The sequence below is a fragment of the Ruegeria sp. CI8 genome (assembly GCF_056536865.1).
Genome location: NZ_JBQFQL010000004.1, coordinates 298,873 through 311,871 on the forward strand (window position 1 = coordinate 298,873; position 12,999 = coordinate 311,871).

The following is a 12,999-nucleotide window of genomic DNA, read 5'->3' on the forward strand; positions in this document are numbered from 1 at the left end:
GCGCTGATGGTGGCAATCCGGGTGATCCGAGAAGACGGGGCCGATCCGGCCGTTGCATTACCGTCCTATGAAACGGCCGAGGCAGCCGGCGCCGACATACGCGCCAACCTGCCTGATCGGGGGTCGATTACCCTTCAACCCGGTGAGCGCGCCTTGGTCCCCACCGGCCTGCGGGTAGAGATTCCGGATGGATATGAGATCCAGGTGCGTCCGCGCTCGGGACTTGCGTTGAAACACGGGATCACGCTGCCGAACGCACCGGGCACGATCGACAGCGACTATCGCGGCCCGCTGGGGGTGATCGTGCTGAATGCGGGGCAGGAAGCCTTTGAAATCGGACATGGCGACAGGATTGCGCAGTTGGTCGTGGCCCCGGTGATCCAGGCGCGGTTCGAGATGGCGGATAGCTTGCAGGAATCCCAGCGCGGTTCCGGTGGGTTCGGATCCACGGGGCGCGCCTGATGGTTCTGGTACTGGCACTGGCAGCGGGGCTGTGGGGGCTTGGCTACCTCGCTGGTGCCTCGCGTACCGCCCGTTGGGTGTCGGTTCTGGTTTTGCTGGCAGGGGTGGTTCTGTCTCATCTGGTTTTGCCCGACGGGAACCCACTGCGCGAGGCCACAGGCGGCTCGGCCGCGATGTGGCTGATCCTGGGTGGCTTCGTTCTGCTGGCCATGGGTTATGGCGCTATGGTGAAAGCGCTGCGGCGCCGGGCCAATCCACCGTCGGATATTCGACCGAACAGCCCATCTGACCAGTTCAGAGAAGCCGAACTGGAGCGCTATGCCCGTCACATCGTCCTGCGCGAGCTTGGTGGACCCGGGCAGAAACGGATGAAGGCCGCTCGGGTATTGGTGATCGGGGCAGGTGGATTGGGCGCACCCGCGCTGCAGTACCTTGCAGCCGCCGGCGTGGGCACGATTGGCATCATTGATGATGACGTGGTCGAGAATGCCAATCTGCAGCGGCAGGTCATCCATCGGGATGCCGATATCGGAATGCCCAAAGTCTTTTCTGCGCAGCAAGCAATGGAGGCGCAGAACCCCAATGTCATCGTGCGCCCCTATCACCGCCGCCTGACGGACGACATCGCGGCCGATCTGTTCGCGGATTATGACCTGATCCTCGACGGCACCGACAATTTCGAAACCCGGTATCTGGCCAACCGCACAGCGGTGGCTTTGGGCAAGCCCCTGATCTCAGGCGCGCTGTCCCAATGGGAAGGCCAAGTGAGCGTGTTTGACCCCGCCAGGAACGCCCCTTGCTACCAATGTATTTTTCCCGAAGCGCCTGCTCCGGGTCTGGCGCCTTCCTGCGCCGAGGCCGGGGTGGTCGGGCCACTGCCGGGCGTGGTGGGGGCGATGATGGCGGTTGAAGCGGTCAAGGTAGTCACGGGTGCAGGTCAGGCCTTGCGTGGCGAGATGCTGATCTATGACGCGCTTTATGGCGAAAGCCGCAAGATCACCCTGTCCCGGCGGGACGATTGCCCGGTTTGCGGGCAACCCGTTTGATCGCGGCCACTGGACGAGCTTGCCCTGCATTCCTAGCTTGACGCTTGAAGGAGACCCCAATGACCAATCCGATCCTGTCCGACTGGACGACCCCGTTCGAAATCGCGCCCTTTGCCGAAATCTCGGATGACGATTTTGCCCCGGCACTGGAAGCTGCTCTGCAGGCCCATGCCGACGAGATCGACATCATCGCGACGAATACCCAGCCCGCGAGTTTTGCCAACACGATCGAAGCGCTGGAAGCGGCGGGCGAGGCCTTGAACAAGGTTCTGTCGGTGTTCTTCACTGTCGCTGGCGCAGACAGCAACCCGGAGCGCGAAGCGTTGCAACGGGAGTTTTCGCCCAAGCTTGCAGCGCATTTCGCCGCGATTTCCTCGAACAAGGCGCTGTTCCAGCGTGTGGACGACCTTTGGGCGAAACGAGATACGCTGGATCTGACCGAGGAACAGGATCGGGTTTTGATGCTCACCCATCGCGGGTTCGTCCGCTCGGGTGCGGCATTGTACGGGGCGGAAGATGCCCGGATGCAGGAGATCAAGGCGCGTCTGGCGTCATTGGGCACCGCGTTCACGCAAAACCTGCTGGCGGACGAGCGTGGCTGGTTCATGGAGCTGACTGAAGATGATCTGGCGGGACTGCCGGGTTTCGTGGTTGATGCGGCACACGCGGCCGGTCGTGAAAAAGGGGCCAAGGGGCCGGTTGTCACGCTGTCGCGGTCTCTGATCGTGCCGTTCCTGCAGTTCTCGCCACGTCGCGACCTGCGGGAAAAGGCTTACCGTGCCTGGGCGTCACGCGGGGCAAACGGAGGCGAGACCGACAACCGAGCGATTGCCGCCGAAATCCTTCAGCTGCGCGAAGAACGGGCCAAACTGCTGGGCTATGACAGCTTTGCGGCCTTCAAGCTCGAGACCGAGATGGCCCGAACCCCCGAACGGGTGCGCGACTTGCTGATGCAGGTCTGGGCACCCGCCAAGGCCCGGGCCGAGGCCGACGCTGAGATCCTGACGCGGATGATGCAGGAGGACGGCGTCAACGGTCCGCTCGAACCCTGGGACTGGCGGTACTATGCCGCAAAACGGCGCAAGGCCGAGCATGATCTGGATGAGGCAGAACTCAAACCCTATCTGCAGCTGGAGCGCATGATCGAGGCTGCCTTTACCTGCGCCAACCGCTTGTTCGGGTTGGAGTTCGCGCCGTTGGACGTGCCGCTGTACCATCCGGATTGCCGAGCCTGGGAGGTGACCCGGCGTGGCAAACACGTTGCCGTATTCATCGGAGACTATTGTGCGCGTGGATCGAAACGGTCGGGTGCGTGGTGCAGCGCGATGCGGGCGCAGGCCAAGTTTCCCAAGGTCCAGACGCCAATCGTCATCAATGTTTGCAACTTCGCCAAGGGCGATCCGGCGCTGCTGTCATATGACGACGCACGGACCCTGTTTCATGAATTCGGGCACGCACTGCACCAGATGCTGTCGGATGTGACCTATGACAGCATCTCGGGGACCAGTGTTGCGCGGGATTTCGTGGAGCTGCCCAGCCAACTGTATGAGCATTGGCTGGAAGTACCGGAGGTTCTGGCCGAGTTCGCAACTCATGCCGAAACTGGAGCTCCGATGCCACCGCAACTGCTGGACAAAGTTCTGGGTGCCGCCAATTTCGACCAGGGTTTTCAGACGGTCGAATATGTCGCCTCGGCGCTGGTCGACCTGGCCTTTCACGACGGTCCGGCCCCGGCGGACCCCATGGCGAAGCAGGCTGAGGTTCTGGCCGAGATCGGGATGCCGCTTGCCATCGGTATGCGCCACGCGACGCCGCATTTCGCTCATGTATTTGCAGGTGATGGCTACAGCTCGGGTTACTACAGCTACATGTGGTCCGAAGTGATGGATGCCGACGCGTTTGCTGCCTTCGAAGAGGCAGGAGGCGCGTTTGATCCCGAGCGGGCGCAGGCTCTGGAGGACAACATTCTGTCCAAAGGAGGCTCGAAGGAGGCCGAAGATCTCTATCTGGCGTTCCGGGGCCGGTTGCCGGGTGTCGAAGCCCTGCTGAAAGGTCGGGGACTGGTGGACGCATAGCGCTCGGCAAGACGGGGGCGGCGGTCCCCGATGGCCCTAGTACCCGAGTGCGCGGTCGACGAGATGCAGCAGCGGCCGTCCGGATTCGCTGCGTTGGATGTTTTCGCAGATCACCTGCGCAGCCGTTTCGGGCCGGGTTTCCGACGCGATATGCGGCGTGACGGTCACATTTGGATGCGCCCAGTACGGATGATCGGGGGGCAGCGGCTCGGCGCGGAACACATCCAGCGTGGCATGCCCCACTTGGCCGGTGTTCAGCGCCTGCAACAGCGCTTCGTCGTCAATCAGCGGGCCTCGGCCGGGGTTCAGAATTCGCGCACCTTTTGGCAGAAGTGCCAGAGTGTCCGCGTTCAGAGTGTTCTCCGTGGCTACCGTTTCAGGCAGCAGCAGGACGAGTATCTCGGCCTGGCTCAGGGCCACGCGCAGCCCGTCTGGTCCGTGCAGGCACGTGACACCAGACACGTCCTTGGCCGAACGGCTCCACCCTGTCACGTTGAAGCTCAACGCCGCCAGCGCCTGTGCCGCAGCCTGCCCCAGGGCGCCAAGTCCCAGAACGCAGACCGATCGCTGTGTGGCAAGCGGAGGCGGATCCGGGGCCCATTCCCCATCTTGGACCGTGATGTGTCGATCCATGCCCAGATGGTAGCGCAGAACGTGCCCCACGACCCATTCGGTCATGCCCTGGGTAAGACCGTGATCGACCATCCGGGCCAACGGCACGGTCAGCGTGTCGTTCGAGGCTATCTTCTCGACACCGGCCCATAGGCTGAGCACGGCCTTTGCGCGCGTGTAGGACGTGAAATCAAGCAGCCCGCCATTGGGTGCATAGACGATGTAATCCACCTGATCGGGCGGCAGGTCGGTGGCGATAGTGGCTTTGATCCCCGCATCGGCCAGCCCGATGTTCAGCAAGGGCTCGTAAACCGGCCAAAGTGTCGGGCGGGCGGAAAACAGGACGTTCACGGACATGGGCGGCCTTTCGGATCAACGAGGACGGTGAATATGCGCGCTCTGCACGATGCCGAAGGCGGCCATCAGAACCAACATGGCCGAGCCCCCATAGCTGACCATAGGCAACGGAACACCGACCACCGGCGCCAACCCCATGACCATCGACATGTTGACGGCGAAGAACAGGAAGAAGTTCAGCGAAATGCCCAGTGTCACCAATGACGAGTACCTGTCCTTGGTCGACAGCGCCGTGACGAGGCAGAAGATCAGGATCAGTCCGTAAAGCAGCAACAAGGTAGTGCCCCCGACAAAGCCGAACTCTTCGGCCAGTGTCGTGAAGATGAAGTCGGTGTGCTTTTCGGGCAGGAAGTTCAGGCGCGACTGGGTGCCCTGCATGAAGCCTCGGCCGTTCCAGCCGCCGGATCCCAGGGCAATCTTGGACTGGGTGATGTGATACCCCGCGCCCAACGGATCGGTCGAGGGGTCAAGGAATGTGTCGATGCGCCGGAACTGATAGTCCTTGAGCAACTGCCAATCGGTGCCACGGCTTTTGAACACCGTTGAAACCAAGCCGACACCCGCCGCGATGACCGCTGCGAAATAGGCCCAATGCACGCCCGCCAGAAACATCAGGCCTCCTCCGGCCGCCAACAGCAGGATTGCAGTTCCCAGGTCAGGCTGACGCAGCACCATGAAGGTCGGGATCAGGATCAGGACAACCGGGATCAAGACCCAAACCGGGCGCGAGGTTTTGTAGGAGGGAAGCCAATCGTAGTAGGCCGCCAGCAACATGACCAAAGTCACCTTTGCCAGTTCGGAGGGCTGCAGGCGCATGAACCCTAGGTCGATCCAGCGTTGCGCGCCCATGCCGATGGTGCCGAACAGCTCGACGAACAGCAGAAGCCCCAAAGATACAAGATAGGCGACGACGGACATGTTGCGCCAGAACCAGATCGGAACCAATGCGACGATGAACATGACCGTCAGGCCCAGGCCAAACCGTTCCATCTGTGGTTCCGCCCACGGCGACCACGAGCCGCCGGCCACCGAATACAGCATCAGAAAACCGGCACTTGCGACGCTGATCAGCAAAAGCGTCAGCGGCCAGTTCATGTACAGAACCTTGCGGATCCCCGTCGGCGTAGTCTTGACCGCATATTCAAGATAGCTCATGCGCGGTCCTTTTCGTCAGGGCGCGCTTTCGGGCGGCGATCACCTTCCAGACGTTTCTGCTGTTCCTTGATGCGCTCGCGGTCGGCCACGGGATATGCTTCCAGCGGCGGGGTGCCGTTGTACAGAGCCTGCAGCATCACGTCCCGAGCCACGGGGGCTGCAGCCTTCGAACCGCCGCCGCCATGTTCGACCACGACGGCCACCGCATATTTCGGGTTGTCGTAAGGGGCAAAGCTGACATACAGCGCGTGGTCCCGTCGTTCCCAGGGCAGGTCTTCGTTGCGAATGACCCCAGCGGCCCGTTCGGCCTTGGTGATGTTGCGGACCTGGCTGGTGCCCGTCTTGCCGGCCATGCGGAATTCGTCTGTGATGATCCGGCTGCGATAAGCGGTGCCGCGACGGTCGTTCGAGACCTTGTACATCGCGTTGCGCACCTGTTCCAAGTTGGCCGGATTGACGTCCAGCGGCTCGCCCGCGCCCGTAGGCTGTTCGACCCCGTCGACACTGCGGATCAGACGCGGTGTCACCGATCGGCCGGTCGCGATGCGTGCAGTCATGACGGCCAGTTGCATCGGCGAGGCCAACATGAAGCCCTGCCCAATCGAGGCATTTGCCGTGTCGCCGACCAGCCAGTCCTGTCCGTGGGTGGTCTGTTTCCATTTCTGGTTCGGCGCAAGGCCAGCCGCCACGGCGGACATCGGCAGGTCGTGTTTGATGCCGAGGCCGAATTTGCGCGCCATGTCCGAAATCTTGTCGATCCCGACCCGCAGGGCGACGTCGTAATAGTAGACGTCGCAACTGCGCTTCAACGAGGTCTCCAGATCGACCATCCCGTGTCCGCCGCGCTTCCAGCAGTGGAATCGACGGCTGCCCACCTTCAGGTAGCCGGGACAATAGACGGTGTTGCCCGGACCGACGACGCCGGCCTCGAGCGCGGCCAGCGCGGTGATCATCTTGAAGGTCGAACCGGGCGGGTAGGTGCCCTGAACCGTCTTGTTGGCCAGCGGGCGGTGGTTGTCCTGGGTCAGAGCCTGGTAATCCGCGACCGATATCCCTCGCACGAACAGATTGGGGTCGAAGCTGGGGGTCGAGCTGATGGCCCGCAGATCGCCCGTCTCACAGTCGATCACGACCACGGCGGCGCTTTCTCCGGCCAGCCGGGCCTGTGCGTATTCCTGCAGGTCGGCGTCGATGGTCAATTGCAGGTCGGCGCCGGGCTGGCCCTCGCGGCGGTCAAGTTCCCGCATCACCCGGCCGGTCGCGTTGACCTCGACGCGCTTGGCGCCCGCCTTGCCGCGCAGCAGGTCTTCCTTCTTGGCCTCAAGCCCGACCTTGCCGATCTGAAAGCGCGGGATCATCAGAACCGGCTCGGGGTCTTCCATCTTGCTCAGGTCATAGTCGCTGACAGGTCCGACATACCCGACCACATGGGCGAAATCCTCGTAGCGGGGATATTGGCGGGTCAGTCCGACTTCGGGCGTGACGCCGGGAAGGGCGGGGGCATTGATCGCCACCTTCGAGATATCTTCCCAGGTGACCTGGTCGGCCAGCGTAACCGGCAGAAACGGCGCTGTGCGTTTCATCTCGGCTTTGGCCCGCTCGATCTCGTCTTCGTTCAGCGGGATCAGCTGTGACAGTTTGGCAATGACCTTGTCGACGTCGCCGGCATCCTCGCGCACGATCACGATGCGGTAGGACGGCGCATTCTGCCCGATGATCTGACCATTGCGGTCATAAATGCGCCCTCGGGTCGGCGGAATGAGCCGGATGTTGATGCGGTTTTCTTCGGCCAACAGGCGATATTGGTCGGCCTGATCGACCTGCATGTAACGCATACGGGCCGCCAGGCCGCCGACGAATGCGAATTGCATGCCACCCAGCACCAGCGCGCGCCGGGTCAGCCTTTTGTATGCGGCACCTTGTGTTTTGGGTGTGCGTTTCATGAGCGTGTTCCCACAGTGGCAACATCTACCGCAGATGGCCTGCGGATGCCAAATATGGTTTGGCTGAATGCAACGACAAGCGGGTAGGCGAGGACCGTGAAGACCACTTGGACAAATACCGGGCCAATGCTGGCCTGACTGACGGACAGCAGGGCCAGAACCGTCCGGTTGAAGGCAAAGATTGCCGCGATGACGACGCCCACCGTCGTCCACTCGCCCACGAATCCGACGTCGCGCATTCCGGGGCCTGCCGACCGCAGATAGGCAGAGCCGATGACGACGGATGCCGCCAGCAGCCCCGGCGGCCGTTGCAGCAGCAGGTCGGCCATCAGCATGACCGCCGCGATGCTGAGTGTCGGTACATATTCCGGCCTCCTGAGGACCCATGCAAAGGTCAGGCAGATCAGGAAGTCAGGAAAGGGCAGACGACCCGGTTGCGTGTTCAGAGGCAACAGGTGAAAGAACATCACCGTCAGAGCGAGGAACAGGTACAGGCCCCGCATCAGCCATAGACGTGACGTGGCACTATCCATCGGCGGCCTCCTCGGTCGGGAGAAGAGCCTCGGGGCGCGGAGGTCCGACGATGCCGCCCGGGTCTCGGATCGGGGCGGCCGAGTGGTAGCGCAGGACGCGCAGGAATTCCAAACGCTCGAAATCCGCGGACAGTCGGACGCGCAGACGCCCCCCTGGATCGGCGGCGATCTGGCCGATCAGAAGGCCCGCAGGAAATACGCCGCCGTCGCCTGAGGTCACCACACGGTCGCCGGGTCGCACCAGTTCACGGCTTTCAAGAAACTCGACGGCTGGGGCAGGGGTATTGTCACCGGTAATCAGTGCGGTCTGGCCCGAGGGCTGGATCGTGGCGGGAATCGCGCTCGAGGCGTCGGTCAACAGGATGACCCGCGCGGTATCCGGGCCAACGCCAGAAATCCGGCCCACCAGCCCGATGCCGTCCATTGCGGCCCAGCCGTCGACGATCCCGTCACGCTCGCCGACGTTCAGCAAGACAGATTGCCGAAATGGCGAGCCGCTGTCGGCCATGACGACCCCGGTAATATAAGTCAGACGCGGATCCAGTCGAACGTTGTTCAGGTCCAGAAGCCGCGCGTTTTCCTGCTCCAGCTGCAGGGCCGCCTCTTTCCAGGCGCGCATGCGGCGCAGTTCACTGCGCAGTTCCTGGTTCTGCTCGCTCAGCCTTTGGTAGCTTTGGAAATCCCGTACGAGGTTAATCGCGGCCGTGACCGGAACCATCGCCCATTCCATCGAGGGCACAACGGCATCCACCACTTGGGCCCGGAACCTTTCGACCCGCGGGCTGTCGATGCGCCAAATCAGGAATATGCCCAGCAGACACAGAACAAGGATCCCCATGAACAAGCGGCGCAAGGGGGTGGTGTAGTCGTCGCGCTGTGCTCGGTCTTTTGCCACAGGACTCCTTCCCGTGCTGCTCGTGCCCGATCTTGAACCCTCAGATCAGAGGGTGCGCGCCTTAGCTTTCGTAGTCAATCGCGTGGCGCAGCTGTTTTTCGTATTCCAGTGCCTTGCCGGTGCCCAAAGCCACACAATTCAGGCTTTCGTCGGCAATCGACACCGCCAATCCGGTCTGTTCGCGCAGGGCCAGGTCCAGATCACCCAGCAGCGCGCCGCCACCGGTCAGCATCACGCCCCGGTCCACGATGTCCGCGGCCAGATCCGGCGGGGTGGTTTCCAGCGCGGTCATCACCGCCTCGCAGATCTGCTGGACGGGTTCCGACAGCGCCTCGGCCACCTGGGCCTGGCTGATCTCGATTTCTTTGGGAACACCGTTCAGAAGGTCTCGCCCGCGGATGTGCATCGACTGCCCGCGCCCGTCATCGGGCATCCGGGCGGTGCCGATGGTGGTCTTGATCCGCTCGGCGGTGGATTCGCCCACCAGCAGGTTCTGCTGACGACGCAGGTACGAGATGATCGCCTCGTCCATGCGGTCGCCCCCCACGCGGACCGAGCGAGCATAGACGATGTCTCCCAGCGACAGGACAGCCACTTCGGTGGTTCCGCCGCCGATATCCACGACCATGTTGCCGGTGGGATCGGTGATCGGCATCCCGGCTCCGATGGCGGCGGCAATCGGCTCGGCGATCAGACCCGCGCGCCGCGCGCCTGCTGACAGAACCGATTGACGGATTGCGCGCTTTTCAACCGGCGTTGCCCCATGGGGAACGCAGACGATGATCTTGGGCTTCGAGAAGGTCGAACGCTTGTGCACCTTGCGGATGAAGTGCTTGATCATCTCCTCCGCGGTGTCGAAATCGGCGATCACCCCTTCGCGCATGGGGCGGATGGCCTCGATCGAGCCGGGGGTGCGGCCCAGCATCAGCTTGGCGTCCTCGCCCACGGCCAGAACCTTCTTGACCCCATCCTTGACATGGTAGGCAACAACCGAGGGTTCCGACAGGATCACGCCACGCCCCTTGACGTAGACCAGCGTGTTGGCCGTCCCGAGGTCGATGGCCATATCCGCTGTGAACAGGCCGCCCAAACTGTCAAAGATCCCCATATTCCCCTGATCCTGTCTGTCAGATGTTTTCTACTGCCCGCGACTCGACGGTTCCGGGACGGATGACTTATAGGGTGCCATGACGCCCGGTTAAAGGCCTGATTCCGCGTAAATCAGCACCTTTCCGCCTCTTTGACAGGGACTTTAGAAGGCAACATGCTCTCATATCAACACATTTACCACGCGGGAAATCTGGCGGACGTGCAAAAGCACGCTTTGTTGGCATGGATGCTGGACTACATGACCCGCAAGGACAAGCCGATCAGCTATCTAGAGACCCATTCGGGGCGTGGTCTGTACCACCTCGATGCGGCCGAGGCCGTGCAGACCGGAGAGGCGGCGGCAGGGATCGGGCGCGCGCTGAGCAACGGGTGGTTTGCCGACGATCACCCGCTGGCACGCGCGTTGCACGCGGTCCAGGCGCAGTTTGGCGAAACGGCCTACCCGGGCTCGCCGATGATTGCGGCAAGCCTGCTGCGTCCGCAGGACAGTCTGCATTTCGCCGAGCTTCATCCGCAGGAATACGCAGCGTTGAAAAATGCGCTGACCGGGCGCGGTGCCAAGACCTACAGACAGGACGGGTTCGAGCTGGCTCAGTCGGTTCTGCCGCCCACGCCTCGGCGCGGGATGATGCTGATTGACCCTAGCTACGAGGTAAAGGCGGACTATGGCCGCCTGCCGGGGCTGATCGCCAAGTATCACCGCAAGTGGAACGTGGGTCTCATCGCCTTGTGGTACCCGATCCTGACCGACGATCGACACGTTCCGATGGTGTCGGCACTGAAGGGCTTGGACCTTCCCAAGTCGTTCGTGCACGAAGTTCGGTTTCCGCCCGCGCGTGAGGGTCACCGGATGATCGGTTCTGGCATGTTCGTGGTCAATGCACCCTTCGGGATCGAAGACGAGGCCGCGCGTCTTTCCGGCCTGTTCGCAAAGATCTGACGGCGTATCAGGATCAAGGGTCTCCCGCCCCGTTTGACAGCATCAAAGATGCCGCCAAACGTGTTGGGCCCGGCACTGCGCCATGGCGCAGTGCCGGGCCCAAGGCCGCTAGGTTGCGCGGCGAAGCCGGGCTGCCGCGGGCGCGGGAGCCCTGCCTGCCATGTCTGATCAGGTCAGATCCTTGTAGCTGATCTCGCGCGCATCCGCGCCCGGGCCGGCCTTTTCGCGGCGCATGATCAACCGGTTCAGCGCGCTGATATAGGCCTTGGCCGACGCCACCACGGTATCCGTGTTCGCGGATTGGCCCGTGGCGATCATGCCGTCTTCCTCCAGGCGTACGGAAACAGTGGCCTGTGCGTCGGTGCCCTCGGTGACGGCATGCACCTGGTAGAGCTGCAGATGCGCCTTGTTCGGGTAGATGGCCCGGATCGCCTTGAAGGTCGCGTCGACCGGTCCGTCGCCGTGCTCGGTGGCGATGACATCCTTGCCGTCGACCTCCAGTTCGACCGTCGCTTCGGCCTGACCGCCGGTGCCGCAGGTGACTTTCATCGAGACCAGCTGCAGGTGGTCGTTGGCCTCATCATCTGCACTCATCAGCGCGATCAGGTCGTCGTCGAACACCTCTTTCTTGCGGTCGGCCAGATCCTTGAACCGCACGAAGATGTCCTTGAGCTGGTTGTCCCCGATCTCATAGCCGAGTGTCTCCAGTTTGTCGCGCAGCGCGGCCCGGCCGGAATGCTTGCCCAACGGAAGCGAGGTGCCTGAAAGGCCGATATCCTCGGGGCGCATGATCTCGAAATTCTCGCGGTTCTTCAGCATGCCATCCTGATGGATGCCGCTTTCATGCGCGAAGGCGTTCTTGCCGACGATCGCCTTGTTGAACTGCACCGGAAAGCCCGAAACCGTCGCCACCCGACGCGAGATGTGCATGATCTTGGTGGTGTCGATGCCCGTCTTCCACGGCATGATATCGTTGCGGGTGCGCAGGGCCATCACGACCTCTTCCAGCGCGGTATTGCCCGCGCGTTCGCCCAGGCCGTTGATCGTGCATTCGATCTGCCGGGCCCCGCCTGCAACGGCGGCCAGAGAGTTGGCAGTCGCCATTCCAAGGTCGTTATGGCAATGGGTGGCGAAAACCACTTCGTCCGCGCCCGGAACGGTTTCGATCAGACGTTTGATCAGGTCCGCGCTTTCAATCGGCGCGGTGTAGCCTACCGTATCGGGAATGTTGATCGTGGTCGCGCCGGCCTTGATCGCAATCTCGATCACGCGGCACAGGTAATCCCATTCGGTCCGGGTCGCATCCATCGGCGACCATTGCACGTCTTCGCAAAGATTGCGGGCGTGGCTGACGGTCTCGTGGATCTTTTCGGCCATCTCGTCCTGGGTCAGGTTCGGAATGGCACGGTGCAGCGGCGAGGTGCCGATGAAGGTGTGGATCCGGTTCTTTTCGGCGTGTTTCACCGCCTCCCAGCAGCGGTCGATATCGGCGAAATTCGCACGGGCGAGGCCGCAGATGCGGGCGTTCTTGGATCGCTGTGCGATTTCCGACACCGCTTTGAAATCACCCTCGGAGGCGATCGGAAAGCCGGCCTCGATGATGTCGACGCCCATGTCATCCAGAAGCTCGGCGATTTCCAGCTTTTCGTCATGGGTCATGGTGGCGCCGGGGCTTTGCTCGCCGTCGCGCAAAGTGGTGTCAAAGATCAAGACGCGGTCTTGGTCGGTCACGTTGGTCATGGGAGTCACTTTCTTGTCTGTCCTAAAGCCATTGGCGCGCAGGCGTCCTCCTCTGAGCGGGCGCGCCGGATGGCACGCTCAGAGGCGGATTAGGATCAGTAGGCCACGCAGAGCAGCGCCGGCGAAAGCGG

Annotated in this window: 11 protein-coding genes; 4 read left to right on the forward strand and 7 right to left on the reverse strand. The window is 62.5% G+C overall.

The features are described from left to right. Positions 1 to 6: 6 nt before the first annotated feature. From dut to ACR0DA_RS16655, 3 genes are read left to right on the forward strand one after another with little or no spacing between them, the layout of a single operon-like run. Positions 7 to 462 (forward strand): dUTP diphosphatase, encoded by a 456-nt coding sequence (dut, locus tag ACR0DA_RS16645; protein ID WP_480755040.1) that lies wholly within the window; start codon positions 7 to 9, stop codon positions 460 to 462. Then, a complete protein-coding gene (locus ACR0DA_RS16650) occupies positions 462 to 1,508 on the forward strand; it encodes a HesA/MoeB/ThiF family protein (protein ID WP_480754966.1) in 1,047 nt (348 codons plus the stop codon). Before dut ends, ACR0DA_RS16650 begins: the two co-directional genes overlap by 1 nt. 59 nt (positions 1,509 to 1,567) lie before the next feature. Beyond that, a complete protein-coding gene (locus tag ACR0DA_RS16655) occupies positions 1,568 to 3,583 on the forward strand; it encodes a M3 family metallopeptidase (protein ID WP_480754968.1) in 2,016 nt (671 codons plus the stop codon). A gap of 36 nt (positions 3,584 to 3,619) precedes the next feature. Here the strand turns inward: ACR0DA_RS16655 and ACR0DA_RS16660 are convergent, their stop codons facing one another. From ACR0DA_RS16660 to ACR0DA_RS16685, 6 genes are all read right to left on the reverse strand, one after another. Next, a complete protein-coding gene (locus ACR0DA_RS16660) occupies positions 3,620 to 4,552 on the reverse strand; it encodes a 2-hydroxyacid dehydrogenase (protein ID WP_480754970.1) in 933 nt (310 codons plus the stop codon). 15 nt (positions 4,553 to 4,567) lie between these two features. Next, positions 4,568 to 5,707: a rod shape-determining protein RodA gene (rodA, locus tag ACR0DA_RS16665; protein ID WP_170372184.1), complete on the reverse strand. Its 1,140-nt coding sequence runs from the start codon at positions 5,705 to 5,707 to the stop codon at positions 4,568 to 4,570. Beyond that, positions 5,704 to 7,650, reverse strand: a complete 1,947-nt coding sequence (gene mrdA / locus ACR0DA_RS16670; RefSeq protein ID WP_480754971.1) for a penicillin-binding protein 2 — start codon at positions 7,648 to 7,650, stop codon at positions 5,704 to 5,706. The genes rodA and mrdA overlap by 4 nt, the downstream gene beginning before the upstream one ends. After that, complete coding sequence (locus ACR0DA_RS16675; RefSeq protein ID WP_170601247.1) at positions 7,647 to 8,183, reverse strand: rod shape-determining protein MreD; 537 nt, start codon at positions 8,181 to 8,183, stop codon at positions 7,647 to 7,649. Before ACR0DA_RS16675 ends, mrdA begins: the two co-directional genes overlap by 4 nt. Then, complete coding sequence (mreC, locus tag ACR0DA_RS16680) at positions 8,176 to 9,078, reverse strand: rod shape-determining protein MreC (RefSeq protein ID WP_170365324.1); 903 nt, start codon at positions 9,076 to 9,078, stop codon at positions 8,176 to 8,178. The genes ACR0DA_RS16675 and mreC overlap by 8 nt, the downstream gene beginning before the upstream one ends. Positions 9,079 to 9,139: 61 nt before the next feature. Beyond that, positions 9,140 to 10,186, reverse strand: a complete 1,047-nt coding sequence (locus ACR0DA_RS16685; protein ID WP_093963423.1) for a rod shape-determining protein — start codon at positions 10,184 to 10,186, stop codon at positions 9,140 to 9,142. A gap of 156 nt (positions 10,187 to 10,342) precedes the next feature. Here ACR0DA_RS16685 and ACR0DA_RS16690 point away from each other — a divergent pair, with 156 nt between their 5' ends. After that, the gene (locus ACR0DA_RS16690) at positions 10,343 to 11,128 is read left to right on the forward strand and encodes a 23S rRNA (adenine(2030)-N(6))-methyltransferase RlmJ (protein ID WP_480754973.1); all 786 of its coding nucleotides are present in this window, start codon (positions 10,343 to 10,345) and stop codon (positions 11,126 to 11,128) included. 168 nt (positions 11,129 to 11,296) lie between these two features. On the opposite strand, the gene ACR0DA_RS16695 is transcribed toward ACR0DA_RS16690, so the two are convergent. After that, positions 11,297 to 12,868, reverse strand: a complete 1,572-nt coding sequence (locus ACR0DA_RS16695; protein WP_170445645.1) for a 2-isopropylmalate synthase — start codon at positions 12,866 to 12,868, stop codon at positions 11,297 to 11,299. Positions 12,869 to 12,999: the final 131 nt, after the last annotated feature.